The 19,366-nt window shown below is 71.7% G+C and carries 16 protein-coding genes; 7 read left to right on the top strand and 9 right to left on the bottom strand.

Annotated features, from left to right (window positions below):
• Positions 1-178: 178 nt before the first annotated feature.
• The 7 genes from ACXN5W_RS10220 (at position 179) to ACXN5W_RS10190 (ending at position 9,207) form a co-directional block, all read left to right on the top strand.
• Complete coding sequence (locus ACXN5W_RS10220; RefSeq protein WP_473157954.1) at positions 179-2,380, top strand: alpha/beta hydrolase; 2,202 nt, start codon at positions 179-181, stop codon at positions 2,378-2,380.
• Between the two features lie 339 nt (positions 2,381-2,719).
• On the top strand, positions 2,720-4,111 hold the full coding sequence (locus ACXN5W_RS10215; protein WP_473157953.1) for a ricin-type beta-trefoil lectin domain protein: 1,392 nt from the start codon (positions 2,720-2,722) through the stop codon (positions 4,109-4,111).
• Between the two features lie 623 nt (positions 4,112-4,734).
• On the top strand, positions 4,735-5,274 hold the full coding sequence (hpt, locus tag ACXN5W_RS10210) for a hypoxanthine phosphoribosyltransferase (protein WP_473157952.1): 540 nt from the start codon (positions 4,735-4,737) through the stop codon (positions 5,272-5,274).
• Positions 5,275-5,475: 201 nt separating this feature from the next.
• Positions 5,476-6,738, top strand: coding sequence for an FAD-binding protein (locus tag ACXN5W_RS10205; RefSeq protein ID WP_473157951.1), 1,263 nt, complete (start codon positions 5,476-5,478; stop codon positions 6,736-6,738).
• On the top strand, positions 6,735-7,181 hold the full coding sequence (locus ACXN5W_RS10200) for a nucleotide triphosphate diphosphatase NUDT15 (protein ID WP_473157950.1): 447 nt from the start codon (positions 6,735-6,737) through the stop codon (positions 7,179-7,181). The genes ACXN5W_RS10205 and ACXN5W_RS10200 overlap by 4 nt, the downstream gene beginning before the upstream one ends.
• Entirely contained in the window at positions 7,178-7,843 is a 666-nt protein-coding gene (locus ACXN5W_RS10195; protein WP_473157949.1) for an HAD family hydrolase, read from the top strand. The genes ACXN5W_RS10200 and ACXN5W_RS10195 overlap by 4 nt, the downstream gene beginning before the upstream one ends.
• Positions 7,837-9,207, top strand: coding sequence for an MFS transporter (locus tag ACXN5W_RS10190; protein ID WP_473157948.1), 1,371 nt, complete (start codon positions 7,837-7,839; stop codon positions 9,205-9,207). The genes ACXN5W_RS10195 and ACXN5W_RS10190 overlap by 7 nt, the downstream gene beginning before the upstream one ends.
• A 125-nt stretch (positions 9,208-9,332) precedes the next feature.
• On the opposite strand, the gene ACXN5W_RS10185 is transcribed toward ACXN5W_RS10190, so the two are convergent.
• The 9 genes from ACXN5W_RS10185 to ACXN5W_RS10145 are packed head-to-tail and all read right to left on the bottom strand — an operon-like array spanning position 9,333 to position 19,230.
• Positions 9,333-10,664 (bottom strand): MFS transporter, encoded by a 1,332-nt coding sequence (locus ACXN5W_RS10185; RefSeq protein WP_473157947.1) that lies wholly within the window; start codon positions 10,662-10,664, stop codon positions 9,333-9,335.
• Positions 10,661-11,347, bottom strand: a complete 687-nt coding sequence (locus ACXN5W_RS10180; RefSeq protein ID WP_473157946.1) for a hypothetical protein — start codon at positions 11,345-11,347, stop codon at positions 10,661-10,663. Before ACXN5W_RS10180 ends, ACXN5W_RS10185 begins: the two co-directional genes overlap by 4 nt.
• Positions 11,344-12,309: a branched-chain amino acid transaminase gene (locus ACXN5W_RS10175; protein WP_473157945.1), complete on the bottom strand. Its 966-nt coding sequence runs from the start codon at positions 12,307-12,309 to the stop codon at positions 11,344-11,346. The genes ACXN5W_RS10180 and ACXN5W_RS10175 overlap by 4 nt, the downstream gene beginning before the upstream one ends.
• Positions 12,300-13,580, bottom strand: coding sequence for a GNAT family N-acetyltransferase (locus tag ACXN5W_RS10170; RefSeq protein ID WP_473157944.1), 1,281 nt, complete (start codon positions 13,578-13,580; stop codon positions 12,300-12,302). The genes ACXN5W_RS10175 and ACXN5W_RS10170 overlap by 10 nt, the downstream gene beginning before the upstream one ends.
• Entirely contained in the window at positions 13,577-14,806 is a 1,230-nt protein-coding gene (locus ACXN5W_RS10165; protein ID WP_473157943.1) for an ATP-grasp domain-containing protein, read from the bottom strand. The genes ACXN5W_RS10170 and ACXN5W_RS10165 overlap by 4 nt, the downstream gene beginning before the upstream one ends.
• Positions 14,803-16,260 carry a mandelate racemase/muconate lactonizing enzyme family protein gene (locus ACXN5W_RS10160; RefSeq protein ID WP_473157942.1) on the bottom strand — a complete coding sequence of 486 codons (1,458 nt, stop codon included), beginning with the start codon at positions 16,258-16,260 and terminating at the stop codon, positions 14,803-14,805. The genes ACXN5W_RS10165 and ACXN5W_RS10160 overlap by 4 nt, the downstream gene beginning before the upstream one ends.
• A complete protein-coding gene (locus tag ACXN5W_RS10155) occupies positions 16,197-17,501 on the bottom strand; it encodes a KamA family radical SAM protein (RefSeq protein ID WP_473157941.1) in 1,305 nt (434 codons plus the stop codon). Before ACXN5W_RS10155 ends, ACXN5W_RS10160 begins: the two co-directional genes overlap by 64 nt.
• Complete coding sequence (locus tag ACXN5W_RS10150) at positions 17,498-18,466, bottom strand: AurF N-oxygenase family protein (protein ID WP_473157940.1); 969 nt, start codon at positions 18,464-18,466, stop codon at positions 17,498-17,500. The genes ACXN5W_RS10155 and ACXN5W_RS10150 overlap by 4 nt, the downstream gene beginning before the upstream one ends.
• Complete coding sequence (locus ACXN5W_RS10145; RefSeq protein ID WP_473157939.1) at positions 18,463-19,230, bottom strand: TauD/TfdA family dioxygenase; 768 nt, start codon at positions 19,228-19,230, stop codon at positions 18,463-18,465. Before ACXN5W_RS10145 ends, ACXN5W_RS10150 begins: the two co-directional genes overlap by 4 nt.
• Positions 19,231-19,366: the final 136 nt, after the last annotated feature.

Below are 19,366 nucleotides of genomic sequence, written 5' to 3'. Positions count from 1 at the left end.
TTGACCGGGTGGCGGTGCTCAGAACGGCCCACGACATGCCGTAGTGCCAACCATGCGCAGCATGGCGTCCTGTCCAAATCGACCTGCCCGGCCGGAGAGCCGGCATGCCGCTCCGCTGGGCCACGAACACGAAGCTGATCTCCGATCGCCGCCCATCACAGCGCGAGGAGCTGAGGTAATGGCAGGTACATTCCAGCAGTGGCGGCGGATCCGCCGTACCGGCTTACGCCGCTGCCTGGCAGTGTTCGGCACCCTCATCCTGGGAGCGGTGGTCGTGATGACCGGAGTCCAGCCGGCGGCAGCGGCGACCCCGTGGCTCACCGTGTCCGACGGATTCGCGTCGTTCCGAGTTCCGGCCGCCGACCTCGAAAGCGCGTTCGGCACGGTGTCGGGCGTCGTCATCGAAGCGGACTTCGGCCCGTCCTTCGCCGTCGCGGACCTGGGACTCGGACGTTCCGGGGACGCCTGGACCTCGGTGATCGGCCCGCTGCGGCCGGGGCTCTACCACTACCGGATCCGGGCCGACGACACCAAGCTCCTCAAGGACCCGACCAACGCCACCACGGTCGCCTCCGACCCGACCTGGAGCACCTTCCTGGTCCCGGGCGACTCGGCGAGCCTGCTCGCGGACGTGCCGGCCGGCCAGGGCGGCACCCTCGACACCATCAGCTACCCGGCCGGACCCCAGCAGACCCGGTCCGCCACCGTGTGGACCCCACCCGGCTACGACGCGCACCGGCACCACCCGTACCCGGTGCTCTACCTCCAGCAGGGCGCGGACGACAGCCGTACCGACTGGCTCGACCTCGGGCACGCCAGGCAGATCCTCGACAACCTCGCCGTGCAGCGGCGGATCGAACCCATGGTGGTCGTGCTGGGCGACGGCCCCGACTTCCAGCAGGGGCTACGCGCCATCGCGCGGGCGGTCCGCGGTAGGTACAACATCGCCGACGATCCCGCGCACCGGGCACTGGCGGGCGCGTCGGCCGGCGGAACCCAGGTGCTGCGCTCCGCCCTCACCCATCCCGGGGAGTTCGCCTACCTGGGCTCGTTCGCCGGCCCGCTGACCGACGAACACCTCCGGATCGACGCCCGGGCGGTAAACGCCGGAACCCGGCTGCTGCGCCTCTACACCGGGAACATGACCGACCCCGCGTACAACCCGACCTACCGGACCCTGCGCACCCTCGACCGGGCCGGGGTGCGGCACGACTTCGACGGGGTGAACCCGGATGACGGCCACACCTGGAACGCCTGGCGGGAGAACCTGGCGGACTTCCTGCCGCGGCTGTTCCGGCCGGTCCACGACCACGGTCCGAGTGCCGGCCACCTGCCGTTGACCCGGGAGTTCGTGACGCCGGCGCCGGGCACCACGCCGACGCCGTGGCTCACCCAGGACGCCAACGGCGACACCTTCGTCACCGTCGAGACGGGCAGCGAGTACGCGAGCGCGGGCCGGGTGACCCTGTGGGGCAACTGGGCGCCGGGCGGAAGCTGGGTCAACGTTCCGCTCACCCGTGCCGGTGACCGGTGGCGGGGGACCGTGGGTCCGCTCAAGCCCTGGTTCTACTACTACAAGTTCATCGTCGACCTGGTGTCGAAGAAGGACACCGCGAACCCGACGCACGTCACGACGGAACCGACCTGGAGCACGTTCCTCGCCCCCGGACCGGCCGCCCACCCGCTGACCGACGTCCCGGCCGGTCAGGGCGGCCAGCTCACCACCCTGACCTACACCAGCACCGTGGTCTCGGCCGAACGCACCGCGTACGTGTGGACGCCGCCCGGCTACGACCCCGCCCGCCCGGAGCCGTACCCCGTGCTGTACCTGCAACACGGTGGCGGCCAGAACTACACCGACTGGGTGGAGATGGGCCGGGCCAAGCAGATCCTCGACAACGGCTTCCGCGACGGGAAGCTGGTGCCGATGGTGGTGGTGATGGGCAACGGCAACTCGCCGGACTTCGGGAAGGAGTTGCTGGACAACATCGTCCCGGCGGCCCGGAAGGCGTACCACATCTCGCACGACCCGTCCCGGCAGGCGCTCGCCGGCCTGTCGATGGGTGGGTTCCAGGCTTTCGACATCCTCAAGGCGCATCCCGGTGAGTTCGCGTACATCGGCACGTTCTCCGCGGGGGTGTTCGACTCCAACGGCTTCGACGTCGCGGCGGTCAACAACGGCACCAAGCTGCTGCGGCTGTACAGCGGCAACGTGACGGACTTCGTCTACTCGATCGTGTTGTCCACGATGGCGACGTTCGACACCCTCGGAATCCGGTATGAATACGCCGGGGCGACGCAGGGTCCGCACGGCTGGGACGCCTGGCAGAAGAATCTCATCGACTTCGCACCACGGCTGTTCCGGCCCGACAGCGCCTGACCGGGTGACAGTTCCGGGGCGCCGGCCGGCGCCCCGGAACTGTTCACCGGTCCAGGGTGTCGACAGAAGCATCGACATCCATCACTTGACAGTCCGGTGGCGCCGACCGTACGGTTTGGCGAATCGATTCGTCGAGCCTGTGGAGACCTGTCCGAGTATGCCCCGCGTACGCGGTCAGTCGCCCATCGGCGCCCGCTCCGCCACGTTCGGCTCACCCACCTCGGCATGAACGCGGCGTCCGCGATCGTGGGACGGACAGCCGAACCCGACCACTCATGCCAGCCGGCAGGCGGGTGGCCGAAAGCGGGGGATGTTCATGACAGAAGGAGTTGAACGGCCGTGAAACACAGACCAACCCTGGCCTCCGTGGCAGCCGCCGTGGTCGCCCTCACCGTGGCCGCTGGCCTCACCGTCAGTGGCGGACTCGCCTCCGCAACCACCACCGCAGGCGTCGAGACGCAGGCCGCCACGGCCGGGTGCGGCAAGGCACCCACACTGACCAGCGGCAAACGCACGATCACCAGCAGCGGCCAGAACCGCAGCTACATCCTGCGCATCCCCGACAACTACGACAACAACCACCCCTACCGGCTGGTCTTCTCCTTCCACTGGGTCGGCGGCACCGCCGAACAGGTCGACAACGGCAGCACCAGCGGCATCGAATGGTCCTACTACGGACTCCGCGTCGACAAATACGGCAAAACCAACACCATCTTCGTCGCCCCCCAAGGCATCAACAACGGCTGGGGCAACACGAACGGCCAAGACCTCACCTTCGTCGACGACATGACCCGCCAAATCGAGGCCGGCCTCTGCATCGACACCACCCAACTGTTCGCCTCCGGCTTCAGCTACGGCGGCGCCATGACCTACGCCATCGCCTGCGCCCGAGCCACCACCTTCCGCGGCGTCATCGTCTACTCCGGCGGCGTCCTCAGCGGCTGCCAAGGCGGCACCCAACCCATCGCCTACTTCGGCATCCACGGACTACGCGACACCACCCTGCCCATCTCCGGCGGACGATCCATGCGCGACCGATTCGTCCAGAACAACGGCTGCACCCGACAGAACCCCCCCGAACCACCCCAGGGCAGCCTCACCCACATCGTCACCTGGTACACCGGCTGCCAACCCGGCTACCCCGTCGTCTGGGGCGCCTTCGACGGACCCCACGCCCCCAACGCCGTCGACGGCTCCGCCGACCCCTACGCACCCGGCGCCAAATCCTGGACCCAAGCCGAAGTCTGGAAATTCATCACCTCACTGAGCCCGGACGGACCCACCACCCCACCCACCTCCACCCCGCCGACCAGCACGCCACCCACGACCGCGCCGCCGGCAAACGGACAGCAGATCGTCGGCGCGCAGTCCAACCGCTGCGTGGACGTGCCGAACTCGACCACCACCAACGGCACCCAGGTGCAGCTCTGGGACTGCGGCAGTGCCACGGGCCAGCGCTTCACCTACACCTCGGGCAAGCAGCTGCAGGTGTACGGCAACAAGTGCCTGGACGCGAACGGCGCCGGTACGAGCAACGGCACCACGGTGATCATCTGGGACTGCAACGGTCAGGCCAACCAGCAGTGGAACGTCAACTCCAACGGCTCGATCACCGGTCAGCAGTCCGGCCTGTGCCTCGACGCCAACGGCGCGGGCACGGCCAACGGCACGAAGCTGATCCTGTGGTCCTGCAACGGCGGCACCAACCAGCGGTGGAGCCTGCGTAGCTGACCGCCACCTCCCCGGGGCCGGCCTCAGTCCGGCCCCGGGGCAGTGACCCGCACCGGTGAAGTACAGGACCAGGTTAATTCCGGCCAGGAGCCCGACAACCGGCGCGACGGTCGGAGCCCAGGCAGTACAACCGACCGACGTGGTCCACATCCCGTTTCACGGTGCTCAGCCTCTGGAACGGGGGCCTGATCTGGCGTGCCGGTCATGTGACCGCCGTGGTCCGCGCTTTCGTCGAGGCGGCACATGAAGCGGCCGGACCGTTGTCGCCCGAGTGCTGAGGTAATCAAGCTTGGATGTAATCCTTTGTTATACACAATGCCTTTTATTGTCGACCGAATCGCTCCGGGTGCCGGAATCCGACCGTGACTGAGGCGAATCCGCTGCTCATCGGGGATGAACGGTGATCGTCATAATGTGGTGTGTCAATGGTCTCAGTTGAGTGGCGCTGATGCGAGGCGACCGCGATAGATGATCAGCTATCATTCTCCGTATTCCTTGCGGCCATTCGCGTAACTGTGCCCTAACCAGCCGAAGACGTCGGCACAGGGTCTGAGACGCCGGCCCCAAGGTGCCGCTGCCGGATGACACGGTGCCGTGCCGGCAGATCGCCGGATGGGGGGACGATGGCCGAAGCCGAACTGGGTCGGGTGCTCGCGACGCCGCACCAGCTGAACGAACGGGTCGCCCTGCTCGGCGCCCAGATCACCCGGGACTACCGGGACCGCGACCTGGTCGTGGTGGGAGTCCTCAAGGGCGCTGCCATGTTCACCGTTGACCTGGTCCGGGCGATCGATCTGCCAGTCACGATGGACTGGGCCGCCATCTCGACGTACGGATACGGCGACGTGGCCGGTCAGCGGCAGGTGCTCAAGGACGTGACGACCGAGTTGTCCGGCCGCGAGGTCCTGGTCGTCGAGGACATCCTCGACACCGGTGGCACGCTGGGCTGGCTCACCACGCAGTTGCGGGCCCGGGGTCCACGCTCGGTGGAGTCGTGTGTCCTGCTGCGCAAGCCCAACGTCTCCGGCCACACAGTCGAGCCCCGCTACGTCGGCTTCGACGTCGACGTGCACTGGGTCGCCGGCTACGGCATCGACTATGCCGAGCGGTGGCGCAACCGCGGCGACATCCGCGAAGTGCGCGTCGCCACGACGCAGGTCTGAGGCTTGACATGTCGCCACCCGTGCCGGCCGCTGATCAGCCGTCGCGTTACCCACCGAGGTGACCGGCCCGCCGACGTACCGCCTGCCCGACCCGCCACCGCCACGGACCCGCCCATGCGCCGACACGTACCGATCCGGCCTTCGTGTCCGGCCCGTCAGCGGTCGCTGTGCTGTCCCGCGCTACCACACCCGGAGAGACCATTGTCCAACTACGATCTGATCATTGTGGGTGCCGGTCCGGCCGGGCTGGCCGCCGCGGTCCGGACGGCCGGCGGCGGCCAACGGGTCGCCCTGGTGGACGCCGGCAAGTCGATCGACCGGCGGGACCGGAACGCCGAGGTCGAGATGACCCGGGGACACGGCGGCGCCGGCCTGTTCTCGGACGGTAAGTTCTCGTTCTTTCCCTCGGCCACCGAGCTGTGGTCGCTGCCGCGCGCCGAGGCGCTACGGGCCGGCTACGACTGGACCTGCAAGGTGCTCAACGATGCCGGGCTGCGTACCCCACCGTTCCCGGACCACCCGGGCGCCTACAGCATCGGCACGGGCGAGTGGGTACTCAAGGACTATCCCTCGGACTACCTCTCCCTCGACGCCCGGTTACGGCTGACCCTGGACATGGTGGCGGCCACGGATGCGGAGATCATCACCGAGCACGAGGTGCTCAACGTCCGGCACCACCCCGACACCGACCTCTTTCAGCTCAACCTGCGCGACACCAAGGGCCAGGAGTCCACCGTACGGACGCGCCGTCTGGTGATGGCGACCGGCCGGTTCGGTCCGTTCGGGCTCACCGAGCTGAGCAGCCACCGCTCCTTCCGGCGACTCGAGGTCGGCTTCCGTATCGAGCAGCCGGCCGACCGTGCCTTCTTCCGCAACATGCGTCAGCTCGACCCCAAGCTGCGGCTGCGGGACCCGAGCGGCGACGTCGAGTGGCGAACGTTCTGCGCCTGCCGCCAGGGCGAGGCCGTGCTGACCGAGACCCAGGGACTCTGGACGGTCTCGGGACGTTCCGACTGCCCGCCGACGGGCCGGTCGAACGTCGGCTTCAACACCCGCATCCTTGATGAGCGGATCGCCTCGGAGGCGCTCGCCCCGGCGTTGGCCGCGATGTCCGACGAAGAGTCCTACTTCGAGGTGGACATGGCGGCGCTGCTCGCCGGCGACGCCGCCGTGACGCGGGTCTTCGACGACATCTACGGACCGGTCCTGCGGTCGTTCATGACCCGAGGGCTGCACCGGCTACGCGCCGAGTTCGCTGAACTCGACGAGCCGGGCACTCGACTGATCGGCCCGACACTGGAGGGCGTCGGGTGGTATCCCAGGGTCGACGGCGACCTGCGCCTGCTCGACGCGCCGGCCTGGGTGGCCGGCGATGCCTGCGGACTCTTCCGTGGCATCGTGGCTGCCATGATCAGTGGACACTACGCGGCCTCGTCCGCCCTGGCCGACCTCACCGCGCGATGACCCGTTCCCGTCCACACGTCGGCGTCGGCACCGTACTGCTGCGCCCGGACGGCGCGGTGCTGCTCGGGCATCGCATCAAGCGGGGCGAGCAGCCCAGTTGGTGCCTGCCCGGTGGTCATCTCGAGATCGGTGAGGACTTCGCCCAGGCTGCGGTGCGTGAGACCGAGGAGGAGGCGGGGCTCGTGGCGGCCGGGCCGCGGGTCTTCGCGGTGCTCGTCGACCACGTCCACGGCGGCGTGACGGCGGGAGTCGCGGCCCGCTACACCGGCGGGAACCCGCAGGTACGCGAGAGCCACGTCTTCGATCGGTGGGAGTGGCGGTCGCTGTCCACTCCGTCCACCCCCCTGTTCCCCGCCAGCGAGGCCCTGCTCGCGGTCTGGGCCGGGCGACCCGCGCCGTCCGGCTGGTCGGTCCACCGGATCGTCCCGGAGGACAGCCCATGACGGTGCTGCACGTCTTCGACATGGACGGCACGCTCCTGCGGGACACAACCGCCTCCCTGGAGATCGCCAAGGCGCTGGGCCGGGTGCCGGAGCTGCTCGAACTCGAACAGACGTTCACCGCCGGCGGGCTGACGACGTACGAGTTCGCGGTGGCCGCGTACGAGCTCTACCGGGGACTCGACCCGGGGAGCCTCGTCGCCCTCTTCGAGGGGTCACCCTGGATCGCGGGCATCGGGCGGGTGACGGCCGACATCCGCCGCCGAGGCGAGCGGGCCATGGTCATCACGATGTCGCCGAACTTCTTCGCCGATCTGCTGCTCGGTGAGGGCATCGACGAGGTGCACGCGTCCCGCTTCCCGGCCCTGCCGCTGCGGACGTTGCCGGAGCCGTCCGCGATCCTCACCCCGACCGACAAGGTGACCATCGTGGACGACGCGCTGGCTCGACACGGCTGCCCGCCGGGGCGGTGCGTGGCGTACGGCGACTCCGCCTCCGACATCCCACTGTTCGCGCACCTGCCGCACAGCGTGGCGGTCAACGCCACCGCGGCCCTGCGGCGGCTCGCGACGGTCTCGGTCGAGAGCGAGGACCTGTGGGACGCCTATCGGGCGGGCCGGACCCTGCTCGAGCCGGTGCCGCAGAAGGAGAACGCGCAATGGTGATCACGAGCGCCAGGAGCGACACCGAATTCGGCGTGGCCGGCTGGGCCCGGCTCCTGGTGCTGTGCACCGCCCTGCTGTTCGAGGGGATGAGCCTGGCCTCCATCAACGTGCAGGCCGCCCTCGTCCAGCGCGATCTCGGCCTGACCGCGGTTGGCCTCCAGGTCGTGGTCGGGGCATTTCTCGCCGGGTACGCCGGCCTGCTGCTGTTCGGCGGCCGGTGCGCCGACCGCTGGGGTTCCCGCCGCCTCTTCCTGACCGGTGTCACGGTGTTCGGTGTGGCGTCGCTCGCCGCCGCGGCGGCGCAGAACCTCACCGAGCTGACGACCGCCCGGCTGGGCCAGGGTTGCGGGGCGGCGCTGACCGCACCCGCCGCGGTCGCGCTGATCGTCCACAGCTTTTCCGAGGGGCCGGCCCGTAACCGGGCGCTCGGTGTGTTGAGCACCATGGGCGCGGTCGGGTTCTCCCTCGGAGTGGTCGCGGGAGGTCTGCTCACCCAGTTCCTCGGCTGGCGCGCCGGCTTCGCCCTCTACGCTCCGCTCGCCCTCATCATCGTCCTGCTCGCGCGGCGGTGCCTCGGTGACACTCCCCGTCAGGCCGGGCCGATGCCGTGGGCCGCGGCGACGGCCCTCACGCTCGGACTCGTCGTCTTCGTGTACGGCGTGGGCAGCATCGGCGTACACCCGCTGACCGGTGTCCTGGTCACCGCTGCGGGTACCGCCGTCGTCGGTGCGGCGCTGCTCGCCCAGTCCGCCAGCGGGAACCCGCTGGTGCCGCTCGCCCTGTTGCGGAGGCGTGGTCTGACGGTCGCCTGCGTCGCGCTCGGCGGCTCCTTCGCGGCGATCTCGGGCGCGATGCTCCTCATCGGCAACGGGTTGCAGGAACACCGCGGTTACACGGCGCTCGCCGTCGGCGTGGCGTTCCTGCCGCAAGGACTGGCCGTCGGCCTGCTCTCGCCCCTGGCCGCCCGCGCGGTGAGCCGCACCTCCACCGTGCGCGTTCTCCGGGCCGGGATCGTGCTGCTCGTGGCCGGTCATCTGCTGTACGTCACCGCGCTGAGCCCGTACGGCGGGTGGTCGCTGCCGGTGGCGTGCGTGCTGGTTGGCGCGGGGATTGCCGCGGTGTATCCGGCCGCCACGCTGCTGGCCAGCACCGCCGCGGACCCGCGGCAGCAAGCCACCGCGTCGGGCACGGTGACGACCAGCCAGCAAGCCGGATCCGCGATCGGCGTCGCGGTGGTGACCGCTGTGCAGACAGCGGCCTCTCCGACCGGGGGCCTGTGGACGGCGGCGGCCCTCATGCTGCTCACGGCGGCCGTCGCGGGTGTCCAGTCCGCCCGCGCCACCGAAACCCAGGTTCGGAGGTGAGTTGCGTGAGTTGGCAACCGCTTTCGTGGGCTTCGTCGATGGCCCACCGCATCAGGGTGGCGCCGAGGCACCGCGCCGGTCGTCCGGCCGGTACCCGGGGACGTTCAGCCACCGGGCGTACCGCTTCACGACGGGAGCGCGCTGGACGCGCTGGGCGGCCCGGTCGGGCTGGACGCGCCGGGCGAGGCGCGGCTCGACGCGGCTGGAAGGCCGGGTGTTTCCTGGCGTTCCGGCGGCCGGTCGGCGGAGCGCGCACCCGCCAGCATGGCCGCGAACCCGGCGGTGAAGGCCGCACCAAGGCCGAACCAGCCGAGCGGGCCCCGCAGCACCAGCCCCGTCATGACCGGCGGGCCGAAGGCGAGCTGTGCGAAGTTGCCGAGGTTGAACACCCCGAGGTACCGGCCGGACGACCGGCGCGGTGCCAGCCGGTGCGCCAGTTCGAACGCGGCGACGGCGTGCAGGTTGTCGCCCAGTGCCAGCATGATCACCACCACGATCACCAGGCCGGTGGCCGGCCCGGCCGGGACGTGCTCGGCGGTGGCGAAGAGCGCGCAGGCGGCCAGCAGGGGCGCGGCGGCGTAGCGGGCGGCCCGCCTGGCCGCGTCGATGCTCACCACCATGCGGCTCAGCGGCACCTGGAGAAGGAAGGCGCACCCGGTGTTCAGCGCCAGGAGCGGGCCGATCAGGCTGTCCAGCAGCGCCGGCCGGGACACGATCCACAGCGGCAGCAGGGTGAACAGCACCGAGTCGTGCAGCATCACCACCGCGTTGCCGGCGCAGAACAGCAGGTACGGTGAGTTGCGCAGCGGTGAGGCCGAGGCGTGGACCTGGGGCCCCTCCTCGGCCACGGCGGTGGGCAGCGGTACCGGGGTCGGTCGGCTGCGCTCGAGCAGGCGGATCGCCAGGAAGAGCACCACGTACGACACGGCGTTGAACGCGAAGCCAGCCAGGAACACGCCCCGGCTGCCGACCGCGATGAGCGCGCCGGCGCCGAACAGGCCGACGCTCAGACCGATATTGCGGACCGCTCGCACCGCGGCCATCGTCTCGCCCCGCTGGTCCGCGGTGGCGTAACCGACCACGTACGCCTGCTGTGCCGTGCCGCTGGCCTGATCGAGCAGGCCGCACAGGCAGAGGGTGACGGCGAACTGTGTGAACGAACCGACCACGAGGAAACAGCCGTAGCAGGCGGCGCGGGCGAGCAACGCCACGCTCCACACGGCGCCCGCCCCGAACCGGTCGGCGAGGTACCCGGCGGGCAGTGGCGCGGCCAGCCCGAGCAGCCCGGCCGCGCCCATCCCGAGGCCCACCTCGGGGACGGGAAGATGCAGGTGGCGTACCACGAAGACCGGTAGCAGCGCGAGGAAGAGCCCGGTGCCGACGGAGTCGATGAACGCGGCCCCGGCGAGCAGCCGGGCTCCCCGGTCGCGGGGAAGGATGCGCTGCCGGGCACTCATCGGCGGCCCGCGCTCCACCGCGCCAGCACCGCCACCGTACGGCGGCGGTGCGACTCGCCGCCGGCCTCCGGGACCGGGGTGCGCAGCCACCGCCACGCGAACCGGCGGGCCGTGGTGACGGCCAGGTCAGCCGTTTCGGCCGCATCATCGTCGCCCGCGGCCGGCGGTTCCGGGTGTGCCGCGGCGGCCACGAGCGCGGCTCCCACGAACAGCCGGGCCACCCGGCAGACCAGCTCGTCACCGCCCGCGGCGGCCTCCAGCAGCGGGCGGTCGCGCCATTCCTCGGCGTACACGCGGCGCAGGGCGGCGGCGTCCGAGCGCACCGTTGCGGCCGGTTCGGCCAGCCGCCCGCCGAGGTCCGGCGGCAGGATGCGCTCGGCGGCGTCGACCGCCGCGGCGAACAGCGTCGGTTGCAGCAGCGCCCGGAGCGCGGGCGCGGCACGGCGGGATGCCTCCGCCGGTGGGGCCGCGCACAGCCGCACCCGCAGGTCCGCCGCCAGCGCCGCCAGCGCCGCCCCGAGCAGTAGCGGGACACCTGGCAGCCGTTGGTGGGCCGTCTCGATTCCGGTGATCTCGACGACCAACTCGCTGAGCGGCTCCTCGCGCATCGCCCGCAGTACCGGATCCGGCTCCTGCGCCGCCTCCGCGATCCGGGCCCGCACCAGCTCCTGAACGTCGGTCATCGGCCCGCACCCCGCGTCACGCACCGGCCCTCGCCGCGCGTCATGGGCCTGAGCCAGCTGCGCCGGTCGGCCGCCCGCCCGGTGACCGCGTCGTCGAAGGCGGTACGCAGCGTCCTGAACACCGGACCTGGTAGCCCGGACCCGACCGGCAGCCCGTCCAGGCGTACCACGGCCACCACCTCCATCGCCGTCCCGGCCAGCAGCACCTCCTCCGCGACGCGCAGCTCCGCCGGGGCGAGCGGGCGTTGCCGGGCCGGGATGCCGAGGTCGGCGGCGAGGTCCAGGAGGGTGGCCCGGGTGATCCCCGGCAGGATGCCCTCCTCGGCGGGCGGCGTCACCAGGACACCGTCGAGGACGGCGAAGACGTTGGCCGCCGAGGCCTCCGCCACGCGGCCCGCCGCGTTCAGCATGATCGCCTCGTGGTCGCCGCTGCGGACCGCCTCGAGCCGGGCCAGGGACGGGTTGAGGTACCCCCCGGTGGACTTGACGCTCGGCGGCAGTTGGGCCGGGCCGCTGCGTACCCAGCCGCTGGTCCGCACGCCGATGCCGGAGCCGGCGTCGGGCAGGTAGCCCGACCAGGCCCAGCAGCCGATGGCCACGCTGACCCGGTCGAGCTGGGCGGCGACCGACATCGCTCCCGGCTGCAGGTACACCAGCGGTCTGAGGTACCCGCAGCTCAGACCCGACCGGAGCACCAGATCGGCGCAGGTCTCGGTGAGGGCCTCGTCGGTGTAGGGGACGGTCATGCCGAGCGCGCGGGCCGAGGCGCGCAGCCGGCGCAGGTGGGCGTCCAACCGGAACGCGGCCGGTCCCTCGGCACCGGGCACCTGCGACGGGTAGAAGCGGATCCCCTCGTAGGCGCCCCAGCCGTAGTGCAGGCTCGGCGTCATGATGTGCACGGTCGCCTGGTCACCCGGAACGACCACCCCGTCGATCCAGACGTCGCCGGCCGTCACGTCCATGCCGTTCGCTCCCATCCCGCGGGGCGGTGCAGCGCCGGCCCGCACTCCCGGTCCAGCCGCAGCCGTTCGGATCGGTCCTGTTCCGCCAGGGCGGGGGCCAGCACGCGGTCGCCGTCCGGCAGCCCGAATACGCCGAACCGGGGCAGGAAGCGGCAGCCGCGGGTGCGTTTGGCCGGATAGGCCGTCAGGCCGTACTCCAGGCGGCGTACACCGCGGGGCAGGGCCCACTCCAGGGTGGCGTAGAACAGGACGTTGAAGTAGCAGTGGTCCCGCGGGTCGAGCCGGTCGTAGTCGAATCCCACGGTCCGCGCGTACAGGTTGGCGCCGTCCCGCAGGAAGACCGCGAACCCGATCACGACGCCGTCCAGCACCGCGCGGTTGACGACCATCCGGGGGCCGCACCAGCGGGCGAGCGCTTCGAACTCGGCCCGGCTCTGCGCGCGCCAGCCCGGCAGCCCGTACCGTTCCCGCAGCGCCGCCCGCAGTTCCACGAGATCGTCGCCGAGGGCGTCGGGGCCCTCGGCGGTCTCGATGACCGTCGAGCCGGCCGCGAACGCCCGGCGCTCGCGCAGCACCATGCCCCGCCGCCGGCCAGACAGTTCGGCCAGGTACTGGGACCAGTCCGCGCCGTTGGTCTCCAGGACCGCCTCGGCGCCCAGCACGGCCGTGCGTGGCCCGGCACCGCCCGGGGACGGGTCGAGGGCGTCACCCGGGGGCGGGCCGAGGGCGTCACCCGGGGGCGGGTCGAGCAGCCGGGCAAGGGCGGGGGTCGCGTAGAGCACACCGTGGCTGGCGTACCCACCGTCAGCGGCGACGCCGGCCAGCCCGCCGAGCAGCGCGGAACATACCCGTTCGCGCTCCGCACGGTCGAGCGTCGGATCGACGAGGATGCCGTGGTACGCCCCGTGGCTCGCGACGGCCAGACTCGGATACGCACCGGCCCTGGCGGCGGCAAGGGCACCATCGTCCGAGGGGGCGCCGTCGACGATCTCGCCGAACGCCCGCTCGTCGCCGATCATCGCGGGGATGTCGTAGAACAGCAGACCGCCGGCGGTCTCGCTGGCGACCAGCGGGGCGGCCAGCACGGGTACGCCCCCGCGGTGAGCGACGAGCATCGACGCGGACTGCGGCGCGGCGACGACCGACGCGCGGCGGAACCGCGGATGCGACCAGACCGGCCGGTCGCCGGTCGGGTCCACCCAGGACTCCAGCGGCAGCCGGTCACACGCCTCGCCCACCTCGATCCGCTCCCAGCGCAGCGCGCCGCTCATCGGGCACCGCCCTCGTCGGTCCAGCGCACCTCGGCGGCGAGTCGCCGGGCGCTCCGGTCGAGCCGTTCGGCGAGCGTCGACGCGTCGGGCGCGGTGACCGTCCAGCTGAGCACGAAGTCGCCGGACTTGCGGGCGGCGTAGCGCTTGGCGTCCCAGACCTCACCCGGCACAGCCAGCGGCGTCAGGTCGTGCAGCCATCCGGCGCAGTCCGCGGGCACCCGATCGGGTAGGTCGGCGAGTCGTCCCAGCCTGGGCGGCAGCCCGAAGTTGGCGACCGCGGGCGCCCGGTCGGCGGCTGCCGCCAGCGTACCGAGGTCGACCGGCAGTCCCGCGGCCAGGCGGAGCCAGGCGTCGCGCAGCGGCGTGCCCAGGGCCCGGCTGAGCATCGGCGGGATGGGATGCCCCGGCAGCCTCGACGCGATCTCGCACAGCACCGGACGCCCGCCGCCGGTGACGAAGAACTCGGCGTGCAGCAGGAGTTCCGGCGCGGCCGGCAGGGCGTCGACGACCGTCCACAGTTCGCGCACGAGCGGGTCGTACCACGGGTGCTCCCGTTCCATCAGCGCGCTGCCGCTGCCCTGATCCGACCAGTGCGCCAGGCAACCGAGTTCGGTGTAGCGGGCCGGCATGGCCAGCACCGGGCGGCCGTTCGCCCACAGCCCGTCGACGTGCACCAGTTCTCCGGTCACGAACTCCTCGACGAGATGTTCCGGCAGCCGGGCGGGCAGCCCGTCGACGTCGGCGCTCGTGCGAAGGATCCGCACACCGACGCTGCCGGACTCGCGACGCGGCTTCACGACGGCGGGCAGCCCGTGCCGGGCGACGAACCGCGCCACGTCCGTCGCGGTCTCCGCCGGGGCGAACGCGGGGCCGGGCAACCCGGCCGTGGCGGCGTGCCGGCGCATCAGCAGCTTGTCGCGGTACGCGGCGGCGCTGGCCGGGTGCTGGCCGGGCAGGTCCCAGCGTTCCCGCAGCCGCGCCGCGGGCAGGACGTCGGCCTCGGCGAAGGAGACGACCCGCTCGACGTGGCGGCCGTGGGCCAGTCGGGTGGCTGTCTCGACGATCGTCTCCTCGTCGTAGTTCGCGACGGCGGTGAGGCCGGCTGCGCTGTCGGCGCCGGCGGGGACCGGTCCGCCGGTGAGGACCTGGCAGCGGGGCAGGGCGTCGGGGATCGCACGGGTCAGGTCGAGGCCGTGCTGGCGTGGGCTGACCAGGATGAGGATCACGCCGGATCCCCGCTGCGCACGGCGGAACCGGGCCGGTGCGGGTCGGCTGTCTCGGCGGCGGGCCGCAGTACCTCGACGGATCCGTCGGCCCCGGGTGCCCACACGCCATCGGTGAGGTCGTGAACGGCCCGGTCGAGCAGCGCGGTGGCGTAGTCACGTTCCCGGGCGGTGGCAGTGGTGACCGGGCCGTACAGTCGCCAGCGGGCAGCGCCGTCGGGGGACGGGTGAGCGGCGACGCCGAGCGCGGCGACGACCGCCCCGTCGCGCACGACGCCCAGCTGGCGGGCGTCGCCGGGTGGCCCGTCACCGGGCCACAACCGCGCGGTCCGCTCCGGGGCGACCGGACGGACGACCCATGCCTCGGCGGCCCGGTCGGGCTCGAATCCGGTCCCCGGACCGGCGGCGAGCAGGACCCGGCCCTGACCGTCCAGCCGCACCCCGGTGCCGGTGTCGGTGTCGAGCAGAGCCACGGTGTCGAGATCCAGGTGGTCGGCGAGGCCGGCCAGCTGGGCGGTGGCGCTGGCGCCCGCCGATGACTCGGGCAGGCAGCCGAGCATGGTCGCCAGGCCCTCGGCGCGGCACCGGCCCAGCATCGCCAGGGCCGGTGTGAGGCCACCGGCCTTGAGCACCTTGATGTTGACGCCGTCGAACTGTCCGGCGGCGCGGTCCAGGTCGGCCGGACCGGTGACGGACTCGTCGGCGAAGACGGGCACCGGGCTGCGGTGGCGCGCCTCGCGGTGCGCCGCGACATCGGTCACGGCGAACGGTTGCTCCACGGCGACCACGCCGAGTTGCGGCAGCTGGTCCAGAACCGCGAACAGCGCGGCTGGCTCCCAGCAGGCGTTGCCGTCGACCCAGAACGGCGCGGTGGTGTGCTCGCGCAGCGCCCGCAGCACGTCGAGGTCGTCGGCCCGGGCCAGCTTCACCTTGTACAGGCCCCAGCCCGGCACGGCGCGCAGCTTCGCCACCATCTCCGGCAACGGCGCGAGGCCGATGCTGTAGCCCGACGGACGTCCCTGTGGCGAGGGCAGCCCCAGATGCGCGTGGAGCGGCCGGCCGGCGAGCCGCGCCGACAGATCGTGCGCGGCGACGTCGAGCGCGGCCAGTGCGAACGGGCAGTCGCGCAGCACCGGCCGCAGGCGCCGGTACAGGCCCTCCGGCGCAGCCGGGTCGGCGTCCCGCAGGATCGGCTCGACCTGTCGTAGCCGGTCGACGACGTGCGCGACGTCCGAACGGTACGTCCGCGTCATGAACGCCGAGGCCTCACCCCAGCCGGCGCATCCGTCCACGGTCAGCTGGACGAGGACGGCATGGTGCTCGGGAATCTCTTCCCGGGCGCAGCGCCAGACCTCCCGGTCGACCATGCGGACCAGGTGCAGGTCGAGGCGCATCAGTCGGCCGGCCCGAAGAACGGCGCGTCGGCCGGCCCGTACGGGCGCAACTCGTCCCACCACTCGGCGAGTGGGTCGAAGCGGGCGAAGAACGGCCGACCGACCAGGTCAGGATCCCGGGCCTGCAGGTAACGCAGCGCGAAGGCCGGCCCGGACGGCAGCGTGGCGACCCCGTCGACGCAGACCTTGCCCGGTGACGCGGACATCACCGGGCCGCGCGAGGTGCGGGCGAGGCCGGACACCTGGCGCACCGCCTCGCGGTACACCTCGACGGCCCGGGCGAGCGACACGCCGAAGTAGCGGCGGGCACCGGTGTCCCGCTCCACGAACATGTAGTAGGGCACGATGCCGTGCTGGACCTGCTCCCGCCACATCGTGGCCCAGGTCGCGGGCTCGTCGTTGACGTGGCGTACCAGCGGGGCCTGCGCGCGCAGCACGGCCCCCGTGCCGGCGAGGCGCCGCAGCGCCTGCCGCACCGGCTCGGTGCTCAGCTCGCGCGGGTGCGAGAAGTGCAGCATGAGGGCCACGTGCCGGCCGGCGGCGACCGCCCGTTCCAGCAGCCGCAGCAGCGCGTCGCCGTCCGGACCGGGCAGCACCCGGTACGGCCAGAACGACAGCGCCTTGGTGCCGATGCGAACCGTCCGCACGTGGTCGAGTTCGTCGGTGAGCAGCGGCTCCACGTACTGCGCGAGCAGGTCGGTGCGCATGACCAGCGGGTCGCCCCCGGTGAGCAGCACGTCGGTGACCGTCCGGTGGCGCCTCAGGTATTCGGTCATCACCTGCGGCCCGGACACCGCGAGCTTCAGGTCCGCCCGGTCGACGAACTGCGCCCAGCGGAAACAGTATCCGCAGTAGCTGTGACAGGTCTGTCCCTGCCGGGGAAAGACGAGAACCGTCTCGGCGTACTTGTGCTGGAGGCCCCAGGCGTCAAGCTCGTCGTCGCTGGGTACGTTGCGGGTCAACTGGTCGCCGGGGTGCGGGTTGAGCCGGTCGCGCACCTTGTCGGCGGTGATCCGCAGCGCCTGGGCGTCGCCGCTGTCCAGCGCCGCGGCGACCTGCGCGTAGTCCGCCGGGTCGAGCATGTCGCGGTGCGGTATGGCGAGCCGGTACATCGGGTCGTCGGCGGCCAGGTCCCAGTCGATGAGGTGGTCCACGACGTAGGAACTCACCTTGAACGGCAGGACGCGGGACACGACGTCCGCGTCGCGGGCCAGACCGGCATCGCCCGTGCGGTCCGCGACCAGGGCGGCGAGCCGCTGTCCGGAGACGCTTCGCAGCGCGGGCGTCCGCACGGTGCCTGTCACGGGTGGACCACCGCCCTGGACCAGTCGAAGTCCACCTCGTCGAGGACATCCAGGTCCGACAGGAGCGAGTGCAGACCGGTGTAGTCGCGTACGAGCCTGGCCCGGGACCGGTCGTCACGAACCTCGGCCACCATCCGGTCGCGGCCCGGCACCTGCTCCAGCTCCAGGATCTGTTCCCAGGTCGTGTAGTCCGTGGCCACGAAGGCGTCGAGACCGGCGACCAGTGCGTCGAGGAAGTACCGGCGTCGCGGAGCGTCCAGCGTGTCGTACACGATCTTCGCCAGCTCGTCGGAAATCGACGCATGGCAGTACTCGTCGCGGTTGTGCAACTTGGCCGTGGTCGAGTTGATCACCTGGATGTCCTGATCGTCGGCGAGCAGGTCCAGGTACGCGTTGATGGAGATCTCCGAAACCGTGGCGAACGCCAGTGTCGTGAGGCTGCGCTGCCACCGCTCGGGCGCGGCGTCGCGCAACCGCTGGTGCACCCGGGCGGTGTGCGACTCGGGCAGCGCCGAGTCGGGAAACGCCAAGCCCCGGTGTCGGCGGGTGACGGCGCTGGCGTTGATGTGCATGAGGGTGTGGTACTGCTCGTCGACCATCGCCTGGGCCAGCGCGATCTGCATCGACTCGCCGCCGAGCCCCGGGAACTCACCCTCCATCACGAGGGCGAACGCCGGATTGGCCACGCGCTGCTCGGCGAGCACAGTGTGCCGGTTGTAGGCCACCCACGCCCAGCTCAGCAGCGTCGAGCGGGTGGCGTCGGGCAGGGCGAGCCACACGTCGTGGTCGCGGAAGGGCACGATGACCTCGGGGTAGTCGGGCCGCTGCGCGTCGAACAGCTCGTCGAGGTCGGGCTCGTCCCGCTTCACGGTGGCCCGGCGCGGCCAGTTGCCGGCCAGTCGCGCGATGACGGCGCTCTCGGCCGGGTCGGCCGGGTCGTAGGACGGCAGCCCCGGGATGCTCACGCAGCGTCCAGCTCGTTGAGCCAGAAACGGGTCAGATGGCGGCCCGTGTCGGTGTACCGCGACCGCGCGTGCAGCATCCGCCGGTTGTCCCAGATGAGCACGGCGTGTTCCGGGATGAGGACGCTGATCCGGTGCTCGGCGAACAGTTCGCTGACCCGGGTGGCCAGGGCGGCGCCGGCCTCGCCGAGCGGCAACCGCCCGGGGTCCGGCCGGCTGTCCAGCGGCGGGTCGTATTCCCCCGTGGTCAGCAGGTTGTAGCTGAAGCGCAGCACGCGCGGTCCGGCGGTGCCACCCGACAGCATCGGGCCGCGCACGGGTCCGGCCCCGTCGGTGGCGTGCGCCGGTGCGGGAAAGTCGAGCTCGGCGTCGGTCAGCAGTGCGCGCTCGGCGTCGGTCAGCAGCGGCAGCAGCGCCTCGATGTCGAGCAGGTCGGTGTGGCCGCCGCCGCAGCGGGCTTGGCGGTGACAGTACAGCGCAAGGTATTTCGGGCTGGGACGCCAGCCGGGCGCCTCGGTGTGCGCGCGGATCGTGTTGACGCTCTGGGAGTAGGCCCGCCCCTCGTTGCCGGGACGGTAGGTCACCTCATGGGTCAGGTTGCCGTCGTACTGACCGACCAGCACGCCGAACTGGCCGAGCATGGTGGCGGCGCGGTCAACGCCGTCGACCGGGCCGAGAACAGCGAATCCGTCCGACGCCAGCGCCGCTGGGACGTCGACGGACGGAGGGCTGGAAATGGACTGGGTGTGCATAGTGCGCACCGACATGCACGACTCCCATATGTCGTGGCAGAAATGGTTCTGCCGGCCAATGGGATTGAGGTGTCGACTGACATGCCAGCATCTGATATGCGCGGCATGACGACGACGGGACCCGTCCACCCGTGCCGTGATGTCGAACGCC

The organism is Plantactinospora sp. A48 (assembly GCF_055793945.1).
The sequence above is the reverse complement of the archived record's forward strand: the minus strand, read 5'-3'. Positions and strand labels throughout refer to the sequence as shown.